13 protein-coding genes are annotated in these 16,015 nt (G+C 74.6%); 8 read left to right on the plus strand and 5 right to left on the minus strand.

Annotated features, from left to right (window positions below):
- Positions 1–87 precede the first annotated feature (87 nt).
- The gene (locus ABTZ03_RS43050) at positions 88–576 is read right to left on the minus strand and encodes a hypothetical protein (RefSeq protein WP_350518734.1); all 489 of its coding nucleotides are present in this window, start codon (positions 574–576) and stop codon (positions 88–90) included.
- 582 nt (positions 577–1,158) lie between these two features.
- Between ABTZ03_RS43050 and ABTZ03_RS43055 the strand changes: the two genes are divergently transcribed.
- A complete protein-coding gene (locus tag ABTZ03_RS43055; protein ID WP_350518735.1) occupies positions 1,159–2,991 on the plus strand; it encodes an ABC transporter ATP-binding protein in 1,833 nt (610 codons plus the stop codon).
- On the opposite strand, the gene ABTZ03_RS43060 is transcribed toward ABTZ03_RS43055, so the two are convergent.
- Positions 2,981–3,913: a site-specific integrase gene (locus ABTZ03_RS43060; RefSeq protein ID WP_350518736.1), complete on the minus strand. Its 933-nt coding sequence runs from the start codon at positions 3,911–3,913 to the stop codon at positions 2,981–2,983. The genes ABTZ03_RS43055 and ABTZ03_RS43060 overlap by 11 nt on opposite strands.
- 205 nt (positions 3,914–4,118) lie before the next feature.
- On the opposite strand from ABTZ03_RS43060, the gene ABTZ03_RS43065 reads away from it, so the two are divergent.
- The 3 genes from ABTZ03_RS43065 to ABTZ03_RS43075 all read left to right on the plus strand — a co-directional run bounded on the left by ABTZ03_RS43065 (position 4,119) and on the right by ABTZ03_RS43075 (position 6,534).
- Entirely contained in the window at positions 4,119–5,387 is a 1,269-nt protein-coding gene (locus ABTZ03_RS43065; RefSeq protein ID WP_350518737.1) for an MFS transporter, read from the plus strand.
- A 182-nt stretch (positions 5,388–5,569) separates the two neighbouring features.
- A complete protein-coding gene (locus ABTZ03_RS43070; protein WP_350518738.1) occupies positions 5,570–5,803 on the plus strand; it encodes a hypothetical protein in 234 nt (77 codons plus the stop codon).
- A 203-nt stretch (positions 5,804–6,006) separates the two neighbouring features.
- Positions 6,007–6,534, plus strand: a complete 528-nt coding sequence (locus ABTZ03_RS43075; protein ID WP_350518739.1) for a methylated-DNA--[protein]-cysteine S-methyltransferase — start codon at positions 6,007–6,009, stop codon at positions 6,532–6,534.
- Positions 6,535–6,594: 60 nt separating this feature from the next.
- Here the strand turns inward: ABTZ03_RS43075 and ABTZ03_RS43080 are convergent, their stop codons facing one another.
- On the minus strand, positions 6,595–7,647 hold the full coding sequence (locus ABTZ03_RS43080; protein WP_350518740.1) for an ATP-grasp domain-containing protein: 1,053 nt from the start codon (positions 7,645–7,647) through the stop codon (positions 6,595–6,597).
- A gap of 329 nt (positions 7,648–7,976) precedes the next feature.
- Between ABTZ03_RS43080 and ABTZ03_RS43085 the strand changes: the two genes are divergently transcribed.
- Both ABTZ03_RS43085 and ABTZ03_RS43090 read left to right on the plus strand, forming a co-directional pair.
- Complete coding sequence (locus tag ABTZ03_RS43085) at positions 7,977–9,398, plus strand: family 2B encapsulin nanocompartment shell protein (protein ID WP_350518741.1); 1,422 nt, start codon at positions 7,977–7,979, stop codon at positions 9,396–9,398.
- Between the two features lie 242 nt (positions 9,399–9,640).
- Positions 9,641–10,690 carry a family 2 encapsulin nanocompartment cargo protein polyprenyl transferase gene (locus tag ABTZ03_RS43090; RefSeq protein ID WP_350518742.1) on the plus strand — a complete coding sequence of 350 codons (1,050 nt, stop codon included), beginning with the start codon at positions 9,641–9,643 and terminating at the stop codon, positions 10,688–10,690.
- A 136-nt stretch (positions 10,691–10,826) separates the two neighbouring features.
- Here the strand turns inward: ABTZ03_RS43090 and ABTZ03_RS43095 are convergent, their stop codons facing one another.
- The gene (locus tag ABTZ03_RS43095) at positions 10,827–11,867 is read right to left on the minus strand and encodes an NAD-dependent epimerase/dehydratase family protein (protein WP_350518743.1); all 1,041 of its coding nucleotides are present in this window, start codon (positions 11,865–11,867) and stop codon (positions 10,827–10,829) included.
- 174 nt (positions 11,868–12,041) lie between these two features.
- On the opposite strand from ABTZ03_RS43095, the gene ABTZ03_RS43100 reads away from it, so the two are divergent.
- Both ABTZ03_RS43100 and ABTZ03_RS43105 read left to right on the plus strand, forming a co-directional pair.
- The gene (locus tag ABTZ03_RS43100; RefSeq protein WP_350518744.1) at positions 12,042–13,379 is read left to right on the plus strand and encodes a DUF1254 domain-containing protein; all 1,338 of its coding nucleotides are present in this window, start codon (positions 12,042–12,044) and stop codon (positions 13,377–13,379) included.
- A gap of 66 nt (positions 13,380–13,445) precedes the next feature.
- A complete protein-coding gene (locus ABTZ03_RS43105) occupies positions 13,446–14,780 on the plus strand; it encodes a DUF1254 domain-containing protein (RefSeq protein ID WP_350518745.1) in 1,335 nt (444 codons plus the stop codon).
- A gap of 56 nt (positions 14,781–14,836) precedes the next feature.
- On the opposite strand, the gene ABTZ03_RS43110 is transcribed toward ABTZ03_RS43105, so the two are convergent.
- Positions 14,837–15,931 carry a BACON domain-containing protein gene (locus tag ABTZ03_RS43110; protein ID WP_350518746.1) on the minus strand — a complete coding sequence of 365 codons (1,095 nt, stop codon included), beginning with the start codon at positions 15,929–15,931 and terminating at the stop codon, positions 14,837–14,839.
- Between the last annotated feature and the right edge of the window lie 84 nt (positions 15,932–16,015).

A 16,015-nucleotide genomic window follows, 5' to 3' on the forward strand; every position in this document is an offset into this window, starting at 1 on the left:
GCCGCCCGGGGCACCCCGGCGCCGCTTCCCCCCCCGGCCGGGTGCGGGGGAAGGGCGCCGGGGTGCCCGGCGGACTCGGGACCGGTGTCAGCCACGCGCACCGGAGCGGCGACGCAGCAGGGCGAAGCCCAGCGCACCGGCGCCGACGGCCGCGACGGCGCCGCCGCCCGCCAGCATCAGGCCGTTGCCGTCCGTCGCGCCCGAGCCGTCACCGGCCTGGGCGGCACCCTTCGGCACCTCGCGGACCTGCGGCTGGCCGCCGGCCGGGGCGGGGGTGGGCTGACCGGTGGCGCCCGGGTGGGCCGGCTTGGCGGTGCCGACGACGCCGGGGGCGGCGGCGGAGCCGGGCTCGACGGCCGCCGCGGAGGGGGTCGGACGGGCCGAGGTCGCGCCGGCGGCCGACCCGTCGGCGGGGGCGGCGGTCGGCTTGGCCGGGGCCGGCTGCGGGGTGCCGTCGGCCCAGGCCTGCCCGCCGGTGACGACGGTCACCAGCGCGGCGCCGGTCAGGGCGCAGACCGCCAGCATGCGACGGGCGGGCGAACGGTCGGTGCGGGTCCGGCGCGGGGTCCTGCTCATGGGGCGGTTCTCCTTGGTCTGCGTCACGCCCGGCCGGGGGTGGCCGGTGCGTCGCCAGCGACAGTAGGAGCGCCGTGTCGCGGTGCCCGCCCGGCCGCGTCACGGCCGCCCATCGGCTCCGTAACGGTCTTCGCGCGGGCTCCGTAACAGGGCCCGCAACAGGGTCCGTAACAGGCTCCGCAACCGCCGTCGCGAGGCTCCGCAACCGCCGTCGCGCGCCGTCCGCCACGGCGGTCCCGGCCGCCGCCCGACCCGACCGCGGATTTCTTCGAGCACGCACTGAGCACCCCCGCCCGCCCGTCCGTATCCCTCGGTGGGGGAGAAACCAAGGATCAACCTGGGGGTCGCTCGAAGAAAGGTGGCAGCGATGAGCGTGCTCGCCAATCTGGTGCCGTCGATGTGGCACTCGTCCCGTGGCAGGGGCGGACGCGGCTACGGCGACGACCGTTACGACCGGGATGACCGGTTCGACAGGGGAGACCGGGGCCGTGGCCGTCGGGGTCGTGGTCGTGGACGGGGCCGTCGGCACGGTCGGTATTGACGGCTGACGGATCGCTGATGGTGTAGGGCCAGGACGAGCAGGTGTGGTCGCCGCGGCGGTGGCTGACCGTCGACGAGAGCGAGGGAGAGGACCGGTCCGAACCGGTCGTCGCCCCGGCTCCGACGGTCTCGTTGCGGCGGACCTTCCGGCGGTTCTGGCCCTACACCCGCGGCGGACGGCGCTGGCTGGTGCCGTTGCTGGTGATCGTCCTGCTCGGACCGGTGGTCGACGCGGCGATGATCTGGCTGTTCAAGATCGTCATCGACGACGTGCTGGTGCCGCACCGGTACGGACTGTTCCTGCCGGTCGCGCTCGCGTACGCCGGACTGGCCCTGCTGGCCGGCGCGTTGGGCTTCGTGGACGAGATGGCCTCGACCTGGGTCAGCGAACGCTTCCTGCTCGAACTGCGCACGGACGTCTTCCAGCACCTCCAGGACCTGCCGCTGAGCTTCTTCGAACGGCGCCGACTGGGCGACGTGTTGTCCCGGCTGACCTCGGACATCGAGGCGGTCGAGACCTTTCTGCTGTCCGGCATCCTGGAAGCGGTCGCGTACGTCGCCGAACTGGCGGTCTTCCTGGGCGTGTTGTTCTACCTGCGCTGGGACCTCGCGCTGACCGCACTGGTGGTCGTGCCACTGTTCTGGGTCACCGCCCGGCACTTCTCGGCCCGGGTGAAGACGGCCTCCCGCGAGCGGCGGCGGCGCAGCGGCTCGGTCAGCGCCCTCGCCGAGGAGACGCTGGGCAACATCGCCCTGGTGCAGGCGTACAACCGGCAGGACTGGGAGCAGAAGCGGTTCGTGCGGGAGAACCTGGGCCGCTTCCGGGCGACCATGTCGGCGACCCGGCTGCGTGCGACGTTCACCCCGATCGTGGACATGCTGGAGCTGATCGGCGGCCTGATCGTGCTCGGGCTGGGCGCCTGGGAGATGGCTCACGACCGCCTCACTCTCGGTGAACTCCTGGTCTTCGTAGCCCTGTTGAGCCGCCTCTACGAACCGATCCACGGGATCGGACAACTCAGCAACGCCTTCTTCTCCGCCGCGGCCTCCGCCGAGCGGATCATCGAACTGCTCGACCAGCGCCCGCAGGTGGCGGATCCGCCGCGGCCGCTGCGCCCGGCCCGGGTGCGCGGGGCGGTGGCCTTCGACGGGGTGCGGTTCAGCTACCCGGACTCGCTCCGGGCGGCGCTGGACGACGTCTCCTTCCGGGCCGAGCCGGGCGAGACGGTCGCGCTGGTCGGGGAGAGCGGAGCGGGCAAGTCGACGATCGCCAAGCTGCTGCTGCGCTTCTACGACCCGGAGCGCGGATCCGTCCGACTGGACGGGACGGACCTGCGCGAACTGGCGATGGCCGACCTGCGCGAGCACATCGCGGTGCTGCTCCAGGAGACCCTGGTCATCCACGGCAGCATCCGGGAGAACATCGCCTACGGCCGCCCGGGGGCCACCGACGCCCAGATCACGGCGGCCGCCCGGGCCGCCGACGCGCACGAGTTCGTCAGTCGGCTGCCGGAGGGCTACGACACGGTGGTGGGCCAGCACGGACGGTTGCTGTCCGGCGGCCAGCGCCAGCGGATCGCGATCGCCCGGGCGATGATCCGGGACGCGCCCGTGCTGCTGCTCGACGAGCCGACCACCGGGCTGGACGCGGAGTCGGGGCGGCGGATCCTGGAGCCGCTGGGACGGCTGATGAGCGGCCGTACGACGATCATCATCTCGCACAACCTGCTGACCGTACGGCACGCCGACCGGATCGTCCTGCTGCGCGAGGGCCGGGTCGCGGCCTGCGGCAGCCACACCGAACTGCTGGCCCACGACGACGGCTACGCCCGGCTCGACCGCGCCGCCGGACTGGCGACCAGGCTCAACCGCTGACCTGCCCCCGCCGGGCCGTGGTCCCCGTCCGACGCCCGGCCCGACGCTCCGCCCGCAGCTGCCGCAGCGTCCACTCCTCCCCGAGCAACCGGGCCCGGGCGCCGAAGAGTTCGGCCGCCCGGCGGTACGAGAGCCGGGCACGACCGGTGTGCGGGCAGCGGTCGGCGGCGGGGGTGCCGGCCCGGGCCCGGCGGTCGGTGAGGAAGAGCGGGCCGCCGGAGCGGCCGGCGATCAGCAGCGGGAGCAGCCGGGCGGTGCCGGCGCCCCAGTGGATCCGGGGCCGGCCGGGTCGGGGGTGGGTGCGGCGGCCGGGCAGGTCCAACTGGTCGGTGTTCAGGGCCAGTACGGCCTCGATGCCGGCGCCGGACTCGTGCAGCAGCTGCCAGAGCGTCTGTTCGCGCAGCGGGGCGCGGCCGGCGAACAGGGTGCGCAGCTGCTCGGGGGTCAACGGCGTCGAACCGGCCTCCCCGACCGCAATCCCGGCGGTGTCCCCGACCGCGTCCCCGCTGCCGGGATCGGCCGCTCCGCGCAATGCTCCGGGCAACGTTCCGGGCAACGGCCCGGGCCGCAGCCCGGCGCTGGGGTCGCCGTCGATCCAGCCCCGGCCGCGCCACCAGGCCACGGCCGCCCGGAGGGTGGAGAGTTCGCGGCTGAGGGTGCGCGGGTCGGTGTCGGTGCCGCGTCGGGCGACGGCGGTGCGCAGCCGGGCGGCGGCGTCCGGGTGGTCGAGCAGGGCGAGCGGCAGCACGGGCGGGCGGGCGCGCCGCCGTTCGGGGCCGGTGGGGGCGGGCCGGTCGGCGAGTGCCCAGGCCCAGGTGTCCAGCGCGATCCGGTAGATCCGCCGGGAGCCCTCGGCGAGCCCGGAGGCGGCCAGGTAGCGCTCGACGGCGAGGCCGTACTCGACCGGGGGGAGTTCCGTCACGTGCGCCGCCTTCTACCGCAGTAAATACCCGAGGAACCTTTCACTCAAGGGTATCCAGGAAGCGCAGTAAACCGCAGGTGAATCGGCTTATGGGGAAGTATTTACTGCGGCAGCGAGGATTCCGGAGAAATTGATGACACCAGGCTCAGGTTTTTCCCCGGAAACCCTTGAACCCGGTTCCCGCCGCGCCGCAGACTGGCTGTCCATGGCAGTGGAAACAGAACGGATCCGGGCCCGCCGAAGGCCGCTCGGAGACCGTCTCGCCGTGCTGGGCGAGCGCGAATTCACCCGCTTCTTCATCGGCTACACGACCTCCCTCCTCGGCTCCTCGATGGCGCCGGTCGCGGTCGCCTTCGCGGTGCTGGACGGCGGCGGGACGGGCACCGACCTCGGTTGGGTGATGGCCGCCCGGATCCTCCCGGTGGTGCTGGTCCTGCTGGCCGGCGGGGTGATCGCCGACCGGCTGGGCAGCCGCCGGCTGATGCTCGGCTCGGACGTGCTGCGCGGCCTGGTCCAGGCGCTGTTCGCCGCGCTGCTGGCGGCCGGGCGCGCGCCGGTCTGGGCGATGGTGGTCCTGGTGGCGGTCTGGGGGATCGGGGAGGGGCTGTTCATGCCCGCCCTCGGCGCGATCGTGCCCGACCTGGTGCGCCGCAGGGAGCTGCTGGCGGACGGCAACACCCTGCTGGGCCTGTCGCGTTCGGTGTCCACGGTGGCCGGGCCCGCGCTGGCCGGCCTGGTCACCGCGACCCGGGGACCGGCCGCCGTGCTGTTGATCGACGCGCTGACGTACGGTGTCGGCGCCCTCGCGCTGGCCGGGCTGCGGCTCCCGGACCGACCACCCGCCGGCGGCGGGGGCTCGGTGGTCCACGAACTGCGGTCCGGCTGGTCGGAGTTCGCCGCCCGCCCGTGGCTGTGGATCACCACCGCGCAGATGGGCCTGTTCAACCTGCTGGTCTGGGCCCCGTTCCTGGTGCTCGGCCCGCTCACCGCGCAGCGGGAGCTGGGCGGCGCCCGGGCCTGGGGCCTGGTGATGGGCCTGTACGGGGCTGGCGCGGTGCTGGGCGGGCTGCTGATGCTGGGCCGTCGCCCCGGCCGCCCGCTCGCGCTGGCCACCGCGGCCGGCCTGGTCTGGGCGCTGCCGTCCGCCGCGCTGGCGGCCGGGGCGGCGCTGCCCTGGGTGGTCGCGGGCGCGCTGGTGGCGGGGGTCGGCTCGGCGGTCTGCGGGAGCCTGTACGGCACGACGATGCAGCACTGGGTGCCCGCGGCCCTGCTGGGCCGGCTGACCTCCTTCGGGGCGCTCGGCTCCTTCGTCCTCGGCCCGCTCGGGCTGGCGGCGGCCGGCCCCGCGGCGGCCCGGTTCGGCACCGGCGGGGTGCTGTTGCTCGGGTCGGTCTGGCAAGTGGTGGCCGGGGTCGTAGTGTTGGGCGTACCGGCCGTACGGAATCGTCGCTGGGAGGAAGGCCCGGACACCTGACGCACCCCTCGGACGGCTTCGGGGCGCACCCCCGGCCACCGGTGCGGCCCACCGCGCACCGTACCCGGCCGGCCCCGGAGTACCGCCGGTCGCTCCGCCCACGCGTGCGTGCCTCCGCGGCGGGCGGGGTGGCCGGGACGGTCGTACGGTGGAGGCACGGGGGTGACGGAGGAGGTTCGATCATGCCCGGTTCGCTCACCATCGGCCACCACCAGGCCGCGGCCACCCTGGACCACGAGACCACGGAACGGCTGGCCACCGTCCTGGCCGACCTGGCGTACCTGCTGGAGATCCCGGGGCCGGACCGGATCTCCGACGCCCAGGTCGCCGTCCTGTGCGAGGGACGCAGCCCGGACCGCTCCGAACTGGTGCACTGGTGCGCCTCGACCGCCCGCACGCTGAAGCGGCAGCTCTGACCGGAGCGACCCCGGCCGCGACCAGAGCGGTCACGACCGCCCCGGCCCGGACCGCCCCGGCCTCGACCGGGTCGGTCGGTGGCCCGCCCCGCCCGCCGTACGATGGCGCGCGGGGCGAGCCCGCCCCCTGGCCGCCGGGACGCCCGGCGGTCGGCCCGGTGGAGGGTGGGGGCCCGAACGTGTCGCAGTCCCGGTCGTCGTCCGTGTCCTGGCTGACCGTGCCGACCCCGCTGCCCAGTGGCCCGATGCAGATCGGGGTGACGCCGCTGGGCGTGGCTGCAGCCGGCTACGGGGTGCGGGCGGACGCGGCCCCGCCGTGCACCGACCCGGCGAAGTCCGACGCCGTCACCGAGCGGATCGGCGCCTACCTGGCGGGCCGCACCCGCGAGTTGGGCCTGCCGATCGACTGGAGCCTGAGCTCCGGACCGCACCGCACGGTGCTGCGGACGCTCTGGGAGCAGGTGCCGTACGGCCGGACCGTCACCTACGGCGAACTGGCCGCCCGCAGCGGGGTGTTCGAGGACGTCACCGAACCCGGCCTGGCCGCCCGGACGGTCGGGCAGATGATGGCCGCCAACCCGGTCGCCCTGCTGGTGCCCTGCCACCGGGTGGTGGCGGCGGACGGGATCGGTGGCTTCGGCGGCGGCCGGGTCGGGATCGAGGTCAAGCGCTGGCTGCTCACCCTGGAAGGGGTGTTGGAGCCGACGCTGGACTGGACCGGCCCGCTGTAGCCATAGCGCCCGCCATGCCTTCCGTGCCCGCGCCCGCGCCCGCGCCGACCGTCCGGACCGTCAGGCCCGCCGGGCCGGCACCGCGGCGGTGCGCGGCAGCACCGGCTGGATCCCGGACACCAGCGTGTACTCGACGCCCTCCACCGCCGCCGCCGGCACCGTGCGGGCCTCGACCCGCTCCCCGAGCGCCAGCCGCACCGCGTCCCAGGCCAGGTTGAGCCCGCACAGCCGTAGTTGGTACAGCCCGGCGGCCGGGCGGGTGTTGACGTCGATCACCACCGGCCGCCCCTCCCACTGCCGGAACTGGACGTTGCTCAGGTACGCCATCGCACTCGCCCCGACCAGCCGCCGCACCGGTTCCAGGTGGCGTTCCGCGGTGGTGAAGCCCCGGCGGCGCCCGTCCTTGGTGCGGCCGACCACGGTGAGCGGGCGGCCGTCCCGGTCGGCCAGGCAGTCCACCGAGACCTCCGGCCCGTCCAGGTACGGCATCACCAGCAGGTCGACGTCGTGCCCGGGCACGGCCAGCGCCGCCGCCACCTGCCCGACCTGCACCCGGTGGTCCCAGCCCCGCAACCGGGTCGGGCCGTACGGCTCCCGGGTGAGCACCCGGAAGCCCGCGCCGCCCGCGCCGGTGGTGGGTTTGAGGCAGGCGGTGTGCCCGTCGCCCTCGATCAGGTCGACGGCGGCCAGCAGTTCGTCCGGGGTGCGGACCCGCCACCGGGGTGGGGTGGGCAGTCCGGCGGCGTCGATCGCGGTGTAGCCGTCGGCCTTGCTCCGGAAGGTCGCGATCGCGCCGGCGGGCGGGCAGAGCAGGGCGGTGCCGATCGCCTCGAACGCCGGCCGGGCCAGCGCGACGGCGAGCTGGTGGAGTTGGGGGAGGAAGACGTCGACGGCGTGCCGGGCGCAGTAGTCCAGGGCGTAGTCGACGTAGGCGTCGGCGGGCAGGTCGGCGGGTTCGGGGCCGCCGTGGTCGGCGGCGGCGAGGACCGGGGAGTCCGGGTCGGCGTGGGTGGCGTGGACGATCACCGGGCGTGCGGCGGTGCGGAGTTGCTCGATGAAGAAGACGTTCTCGGAGTAGGTGCGGTTCAGCCAGACCCGTACGGGTGAGGTCATGCGACGCCTCCAGGACCGTAGTTGACGAAGGGTCAGGGCACCCTAGCGGCCTGTTCGACGGCTTCGAACGGTGGGGTCGACGCGTACGGGAGGTGTCAAGGGGTGACGCGGACGGGGCGGTCGATGGGGGAAGATGGGGCCCGGCATTCCGATCAGTTCGAATAAAAAGTCGAACAGATATCGATCAGGTGATCTAGTCGTACTATTTGTTCGGTTATTCGGAACCACTCGAATGAGTGATTGCGGTCAGCCTCCGAACGGGCCCACCATGAAGCTGCAACATGAATGTGCAAGGCGACACTTCATCGGGTTTGCGAAGGGCTCCCCATATGTCGACCGAAACCAATGCCGGTGTTCCTGCTCCGGGCGCGCAACCGGAGATCCGGCAGCAGCAGTCCCTGAGCACGGCGGGCGCGCGGAACCTCGCCACGACCACCAAGTCCGCGCCGCAGATGCAGGGCATCAGTCCGCGCTGGCTGCTCAAGATGCTGCCCTGGGTGCAGGTCTCCGGCGGTACGTACCGGGTCAACCGCCGACTGCGTCACAAGGTCGGCCGCGGCCGGGTGAGCTTCGTCAAGACCGGTTCCGAGGTGCGGGTCGTCCCGCAGACGCTGGCCGAGGTGCCGGTGCTGCGCGGGTACGAGGACGAGGCGGTGCTGCAGGAGCTGGCCGGCCGCTTCGTGCAGCGCCAGTTCAACCCGGGGGACGTCCTGGTCAGCGCGGGCGCGCCGATCACCGAGGTCTTCCTCATCGCGCACGGCAAGCTCGACCGCCTCGGCACCGGCAAGTACGGCGAGGAGACGGTGGTCGGCACCCTCGCCGACGGCGACCACCTGGGCGACGAGGCGCTCCAGGAGGAGGACGGCGTCTGGCCGTACACCGTCCGCGCCGCCACGGCCGGCACGGTGATGGCGCTCACCTGGCCCTCCTTCCAGGAGCTGCACGACCGCTCCGAGTCGCTGCAGCTGCAGATCATGGAGTACCTGAACGGCTTCCAGCAGGCGCAGAACAAGCACGGCGAGGCCGCGATCGACCTCTCCGCCGGCCACCAGGGCGAGTACGACCTGCCCGGCGCCTTCGTGGACTACGAGCTCAAGCCGCGCGAGTACGAGCTGAGCGTCGCGCAGACCATCCTCAAGGTCCACAGCCGCGTCGCCGACCTCTACAACCAGCCGATGAACCAGACCGAGCACCAGCTCCGGCTGACCATCGAGGCGCTGCGCGAGCGCCAGGAGCACGAGCTCGTCAACAACCCCGAGTTCGGGCTGCTGGAGAGCGCCGAGTACGACCAGCGGATCCAGACCCACTCCGGCCCGCCCACCCCGGACGACATGGACGAGCTGCTCAGCCGCCGCCGCAGCACCAAGATGTTCCTGGCCCACCCCAAGGCCATCGCCGCCTTCGGCCGGGAGTGCAGCAAGCGCGGCCTCTACCCGGGCACCGTCGAGGTCGAGGGCAAGCACATCGGCTCCTGGCGCGGGGTGCCGATCTTCCCGTGCAACAAGATCCCGATCGTCGGCGGGCACACCAGCTCGATCATCGCGATGCGCGTCGGCGAGGACAACCAGGGTGTCGTCGGCCTGCACCAGACCGGAATTCCGGACGAATACCAGCCGAGCCTTTCGGTGCGGTTCATGGGAATCGACGAGAAGGCCATCATTTCGTACCTGGTGAGCGCGTACTACTCGGCCGCGATCCTCGTCCCGGACGCCGTCGGCGTGCTGGAGAACGTGGACATCGCCCAGCGCTGAGCCGCCGCGCCCACTGAGGACCCGCTGCGCATCCGCGCCGTCCGACCGGGGAGATCCGCCCCGGCCGGGCGGCGCGCTGCGGCGCGTACGGCCACCGGCCCGCCGCCCCGGAGTCGCCCTGCGTCGCAGAGCCGCCCGCCGCCTCGGGCCCGCCCCACGCCTCAGACACGCCCCAGCACCACCCGACCGCCCCGACCGGGCCGGCCGGCCCACGACAGGCGCCCTACGGGGGGAGAACACCCATGACGAGCTCCACGCTGGAGCGGGACCACAAAGAGGGCCACGAGGCGGCGGACATCCTCGCCCGCGCCCGCGGGCTGGTCGACCCGGTCCTGCGGGCCGCCGTCGACTCGCTGCCCGGCACGATGCGCAAGGTCGCCGGCTACCACTTCGGCTGGTGGGAGGCGGACGGCACGCCCTCCGAGTCCTCCTCCGGCAAGGCGATCCGCCCGGCCCTGGTCCTCGCCGCCACCCAGGCCCTCGGAGGCACCCCCGCCAAGGCCGCCGCCGCGGCCGCCGCGGTGGAGCTGGTCCACAACTTCACCCTGCTCCACGACGACGTCATCGACCGGGACGAGACCCGCCGTCACCGACCCACCGCCTGGCGGGTGTTCGGCACCACCGAGGCCATCCTGGCCGGCGACGCGATGCACTCCCTCGCTCTGCGGCTGGTCGCCGAGGACGCCCACCCGGCCGCCCGGGGCGCGATCCGCCGGCTCGCCGACTGCGTGGTCGAACTCTGCGAGGGCCAGCAGATCGACTGCGCCTTCGAACAGCGCAACGACGTCTCGCTCACCGAGTGCCTGGCGATGGCCGAGGCCAAGACCGGCGCCCTGCTCGGCGCCGCCTGTGCGATGGGCGCGCTGTACGGCGGCGGCTCCGAGGAGGCGGCGCAGGCGATGGACGGCTTCGGCCGGGAAATCGGCCTGGCCTTCCAGCTGATCGACGACCTGATCGGCATCTGGGGGGACCCGACGGTCACCGGCAAGCCGGTCGGCGCGGACCTGGTCGCCCGGAAGAAGTCGCTGCCGGTGGTCAAGGCGCTCGGCTCGGGCACCCTTGCGGGCGCCCGGCTCGCCGAGCTCTACGCGCTCGAACGGCCGCTCAGCGCCCAGGAGTTGGCCGACTGCGCGGCTGCCGTGGATGCGGCCGGCGGACGCGGCTGGGCGCAGGGCGAGTCCTGCGAGCGGATGGCGGCGGCGATGGCGCAGCTGGCCGCGGCCGTCCCGGAGCCGGCCGCGGCCGACGAACTGCTGGCGCTCGCCGAGCTGGTGACCCGCCGCACCCACTGAGCACCGGCTGCGCACCCACTGCGCATCCACTGAGCGGCCGCTGCGCACCCCGCTGCGCATCTGCTGAGCCCGTTCGGAGTGGGAAGTCGGTCGGCCCGACTTCCCACTCCGGCGCCCCGCGACGCATCCGTACCTCTCAGCCGTGCGCGGCCAACAGCCGCTGCTCCTTGGCCGGTTCGATGCCCTGCCGGGCCGGCCATCCCGGCGCGCCCTTGCGCCCTTCGGCGTCGGTGTCCTCGACCGGCCCCCGGGTGCGCAGCCACTCCCAGGTGTCCCGCGCGGTCTCCGCGAACGGGCGGCAGCGCAGTCCGGCCGCCCGGGCGCGGCTGCTGTCGACCTCCCAGATGTACGCCCAGTCCGGTAGGTCCGGTGCCCAGAAGGGGAGTTCGCTCCAGGGCTCGACCCGGTCCGGCCCCTCGGCGAGCAGCGGGCCGTCGTCCACCCGGACCAGCTCGGTGCCGACCGCGCCCGCGACCTCCCGGCAGGTCTCCAGCCACTGCCCGAAGGTGAGCAGTCCGGGCGGCGCGGTGGTGAGGAAGCGTCCCGCCGTCCCGGCCGTCGACAGGTCGAGCCCGAAGGCGGCGAAGTCCCGGACGTCGATCACCTGGATGGTCCGGCCCGGGTCCCCGGGCGCGAGCACCCGCCCGCCGCGGGCCATCCGCTCCAGCCACCAGGGCAGCCGGCCGCCGAACTCGTACGGTCCGACCAGCAGCCCGCTGCTGAGCACCAGGCTGCGTCCGGCGCCGAAGCCCTCCATCACCGCCCGCTCGCAGCCCGCCTTCAGCTCGCGGCCGAACGGCTGGTCGGGCGGGGTGTCGGCGGGGCAGGGGAGGAGCGGGGAGTCCTCGGTGATCACCTGGGTGGCCCAGTCGGTGTGGGCGTGCACCGAGGAGACGAAGGTGTAGTGGTCGGCCCGGTCACGCAGCAGTCGTGCGGAGAGCGCGGCCTGCGCCGGCTGCTGGGCGGAGGTGTCGACGACGGCGTCCCACCGGCGGCCCCCGACCAGCCGGGCGAGATCCTCGGCGCTGTCGCGGTCGCCCCGGACGGCCTCGACCCCGGGCAGGTCGGGGGCGCGACGGCCGCGGTTGAAAGTGGTGACCTGATGGCCGCGGGCGAGTGCTTCGACGGCGTAGGCCCGTCCCAGGAAGGACGAACCCCCGAGCAGGAGGATCCTCATACCGTCCAGCCTGTCCAGGTCACCCCGCCGGTACGCCCGGCTCGGCTCTGAGCAGAGCGCCCGGCCCCACCGCCCGCCGCCCGGCAGCCGCCGCCCGACATGCCACCCCACCCCACCCCCCTTAGCATCCCAGATGTACCGATCTGCCCTGATTCGGCCTGGGAGAACGACAGCATGGTCAACCCGGCACTCGTCGATCCGGCCACCATCCGCACGACCGCGGCCGAGGCCTGGATCCGCGCCCACCCCATCCTGCGGAACTACCGCACCCTCTACGCCCAAGCCCTGGACGACGCGGACCCCGGCTACGTCGGCGGCTTCGGGGTCTTCCGCCACACCACCCGACCGGCCACCCCCGCCGACACCGACGCGGTCACCCCCGACAACGACACCCTCCCCTCCCGCGCCTGGCTCGACCTGCGCGCCGAGCCCTGGGTGCTCTCGGTCCCCGACGAGGAGCGCTACCACGTCCTCGCCGTACACGAACTCGACACCCTCCAGGCCGGGTTGATCGGCTCCCGGGCCACCGGCCGGCAGGCCGGGGACTACCTGGTGGCCGGTCCGGACTGGCAGGGGGAGGCCCCGCCCGGCATCACCGGCGTGATCCGCACCGCCACCCGACTGGTCGGCGTCCTCGCCCACACCCGCCTCACCGGGACCGCCCCCGCCGACCTCGCCGCCCTGAAGGCCGTCCAGGAGCGGTACCGGCTGCGCCCGCTGCACGAGTACGCCGGCACCCCGGCCCCCACGCCCGCGCCGGAGCCGGTCTGGCCGGTCTGGCGCGACGAGGTCCTGGACGGTGTCGAGTTCCTCACCTTCCTCGACTTCCTGCTCGGTTTCTTCCCGCTGACCGATGAACTCCCGCCCGCCGAAACCGAGTTGCGCGGCCGCCTGGCCGACCTCGGGATCGACGGCCGAGGTGAGTTCGAGCCCGCCGTCCTCCCGCTGGAGGTCCGCGCCGAGCTCGACCGCGGGATCGCCGACGGCCGTGCCCGACTGACCCGCGCGGTCGCCGAACTCCGTGACTCCGCAAGCCTCTTCGGTACCCGCGCGGAACTCGGCGGGGACTTCCTCCGGCAGGCCGTCGGCGCCGAGCTCGGCCCGTACGGTCTGCCCACCGAGGAGGTCTGGTACGGCCGTTGGGCCGCGGACAGCGAGGGCCGCCGCCCGCCGGACGCCGGGGACCGCGACCACCTGATCCGCTTCGCCCCGGACGCCCTGCCGCCGGCCCGCTTCTTCTGGTCCGCGACCGCGTACGCGCTCCCCGGCCACCGGCTGGTCGCCAACCCCCTGGACCGCTACTCGGTCGGCGGGCACACCCCCGGCCTGGTCCACGACCGGGACGGCGGCCTCACCCTCTACGTCCAGCGCGAACGCCCCGCCGACGCCGAGCACTCCGCCAACTGGCTGCCCGCCCCGGACGGTCCGTTCGCCGTCGTGCTCCGGATCCACGGCCCGGAGGCGTCCGTCCTGGACGGCCGCTGGCAGCCCCCGCCGCTCACCCCACGCTGACCCGCCCCACGCCGCCCACGCTGACCCGCCCCAGGTCTCCCTGCCCGCACCGACGAAGGACCCCCGATGAACCTGCCCGAGCTGGAGGCCCTGGCCGCCGACGCCTACGTCTACGGCTACCCGCTCGTCGCCGGCCTCACCATGGTCGAGCGCTTCGCCAAGGGCGGCCTGGGCACCCTCCCGGCGGCGCCGTTCAACCACTTCAGCCACGCCACCCGGCTGGCCGGCCCGGGCGACCACTTCGTCTCGGTCAACAACGACACGGTCTACTCGATCGCCCAGCTCGACCTCTCCGAGGGCCCCCAGGTACTGCACGTCCCGGACACCGCCGGCGCCTACTACGTGCTGCAGTTCCTCGGCGCCTGGACCGACAACGTCGCCTACCTCGGCAGCCGCGCCACCGGCACCGACGCCCAGACCTGGCTGGTCGTCCCGCCCGACTGGCACGGCACCGCGCCGGACCCGGACCGGGTGATCGAACTGCCCACCACCGTCGGCACGATCGTCGGCCGCTTCGCCTGCAACGGCCCGGACGACCTGCCCCGGGTCAAGGCCCTGCGGGCCGGCCTGCAGCTGGAGCCGCTGGAGCCGGGCGGCCTGGTCGCCGGACTGCCCGAGCCCGACCCGGAGGTCCCCGAACGGCTGGCCTTCTTCGAGCGCCTGCGGGTGTGGATGCAGGCCTTCCCGCCGGCCACCCCCGACATCGAGTACCAGCGCCGCTTCGCCCCGCTCGGCCTGCTGGACGACGGCGCCTCCCCGTACCGCGCGGCCGCCGCGGAGTGGACCCTCGCGCTCGCCAAGGGCCTGGCCTCCGGGCGGGAACGGGTCGAGGACGCCACCCGCCCGCCCGAGGAGCACCCGCTCGGCGAATGGCGCTCCGCGCTGCACCTCTTCGACTACAACATCGACCACCTGGGCCCCGGCACCCTGGACGACCCCGAATGGCGGATCCCCGACCGCCGCGCCGCCTACCTCAGCCGTGCCGCCGCCGCCCGGGCCGGCCTCTGGGGCAACCACGCCTACGAGGCCTCGTACGCGACCACCTACGACGACTCCGACGGCCGCCCGCTCACCGGCGCCAACAGCTACACCCTGCGCTTCGAACAGCCCCCGCCGGCCCACGCGTTCTGGTCCGTCACGATGTACTCGGTGCCGGACTACTACCTGGTGGAGAACCCGATCGACCGCTACTCGATCGGCGACCGCACCCCCGGCCTGGTCCACGACCCGGACGGCTCCCTCACGATCACCCTCCAGCACGAGCCGCCCAAGGACCCGACCGCCGCCGCCAACTGGCTCCCCACCCCCCTCGGCGAGTTCCGCCCGATCATCCGCCTCTACCGGCCGGAACCCGTGGTCCTGGACGGCACCTACCGGATCCCCCCGATCCACCGCTCCTGACCCACCGCCGCCGACGGCACCCCGCAGCCCCCTCCGCGCACAGCGCTGGCACAGCGCTAGTGCCCCGAAGCCGTCCCCGCCCCCGTCGGGTGCGGGGAGGCGCCGCCGGGCGGGGCCGCCGTGGGCGCCGGTGTCGGCGCACCGCTCGGCGATCCGGAGGGCGACGGCGAGCCCGTCCGGCCCGGCGTCGGGGCCGGGGTCGGTGAAGCCGTGGCCGGCGCGGAGGAAGGCACCGAGGAAGACACCGACGAAGAAGGAGCGGAAGGAGGGGCGGACGGCCCGGGCGAGGCGCCCGACGACGGCTCAGCCGAGGAGGACGCGGACCCGCCCCGGTCCTGCGGCCCGCCCTCCAGGGTGACCACCGCCTCCGAGGGCGGCAGCGCGATCCGGGCGGTCCAGTGGCCGGCCGGTGCGAGCTCCTCGTCCACGGTGACGATCACGGTGATCCGCTGCCCGGAGGCCAGCGTCCCCGCGTCGCGGCTGAGCCGGAGCCAGCCGGCGTCCGTCACGGCGTGCCAACGGATCTCCGTGGTGCCGGAGTTGGTGAGCGTGAGCACCGTCCGGTTGCCGTACTCCCCGGCCTCGACGGTGAGCAGTCCGGCCGGGGCCGGGTCGCCCGGGCCCGGGGCGGAGGCCCGTTCGGCCGGGGGGACCGGGGCCGCGACCAGGGCGGGGCTGCCGAGCGGGGTCGCGCCGAGGGCCGGGACCGGGACCAGCGGCCCCTGCAAGGTGAGCCGCGGAGAACCGTGCAGCAACGTTTCTGCAGCGTTTGTACCGCCCCCGCCGCCCGCACCCCGGTCGCCCGTGCCCGCCAGCTCCAGCCCCGGCACCCCCGAGCCCACGACCGCCGCCGCTCCCGCCGCCACCGCGGCCCCCGCCGACCACGGCGGCCGCTGCCCGGCGTCCCGCCCGGGCCCGTCCACCCGCACCGCCGAGACCGAGGCCGCCGTCCCCGCCCCGCCGCCGCCCCGGTGCCCGGCCCAGAGCGCGACCACCGGCGCCGCCAGGACGGCCGCGAGCACCCCGGTGGTCACCACCCGCCGGCGGACCGCCAGCCCCCGGCCCGCGTCGGGCGCCCGGTGCCGGGGGAAGCCGCCGTGGTCGAACCGCAGCCCCGGCTCGGCCGCCGCCGCACCCCGCCGCCGCCCCACCGCCCCGGCCGGGGGCGGCCCCCCCCCCCCCGTGCCCCGCCCCCCACCCACCAAAGAACCCCCCATAAACATCCCCAGCAGGAG

The sequence above is a fragment of the Kitasatospora sp. NPDC096077 genome (assembly GCF_040303245.1).
Lineage (GTDB): Bacteria > Actinomycetota > Actinomycetes > Streptomycetales > Streptomycetaceae > Kitasatospora.

Excerpts from the sequence above, each read along its gene's own strand:
- ABTZ03_RS43050 (WP_350518734.1), bottom strand. The coding sequence starts at position 576 with ATGAGCAGGACCCCGCGCCGGACCCGCACCGACCGTTCGCCCGCCCGT.
- ABTZ03_RS43065 (WP_350518737.1), top strand. The coding sequence starts at position 4,119 with ATGGCAGTGGAAACAGAACGGATCCGGGCCCGCCGAAGGCCGCTCGGA.
- ABTZ03_RS43070 (WP_350518738.1), top strand. The coding sequence starts at position 5,570 with ATGCCCGGTTCGCTCACCATCGGCCACCACCAGGCCGCGGCCACCCTG.
- ABTZ03_RS43080 (WP_350518740.1), bottom strand. The coding sequence starts at position 7,647 with ATGACCTCACCCGTACGGGTCTGGCTGAACCGCACCTACTCCGAGAAC.
- ABTZ03_RS43085 (WP_350518741.1), top strand. The coding sequence starts at position 7,977 with ATGTCGACCGAAACCAATGCCGGTGTTCCTGCTCCGGGCGCGCAACCG.
- ABTZ03_RS43090 (WP_350518742.1), top strand. The coding sequence starts at position 9,641 with ATGACGAGCTCCACGCTGGAGCGGGACCACAAAGAGGGCCACGAGGCG.
- ABTZ03_RS43095 (WP_350518743.1), bottom strand. The coding sequence starts at position 11,867 with ATGAGGATCCTCCTGCTCGGGGGTTCGTCCTTCCTGGGACGGGCCTAC.
- ABTZ03_RS43100 (WP_350518744.1), top strand. The coding sequence starts at position 12,042 with ATGGTCAACCCGGCACTCGTCGATCCGGCCACCATCCGCACGACCGCG.
- ABTZ03_RS43105 (WP_350518745.1), top strand. The coding sequence starts at position 13,446 with ATGAACCTGCCCGAGCTGGAGGCCCTGGCCGCCGACGCCTACGTCTAC.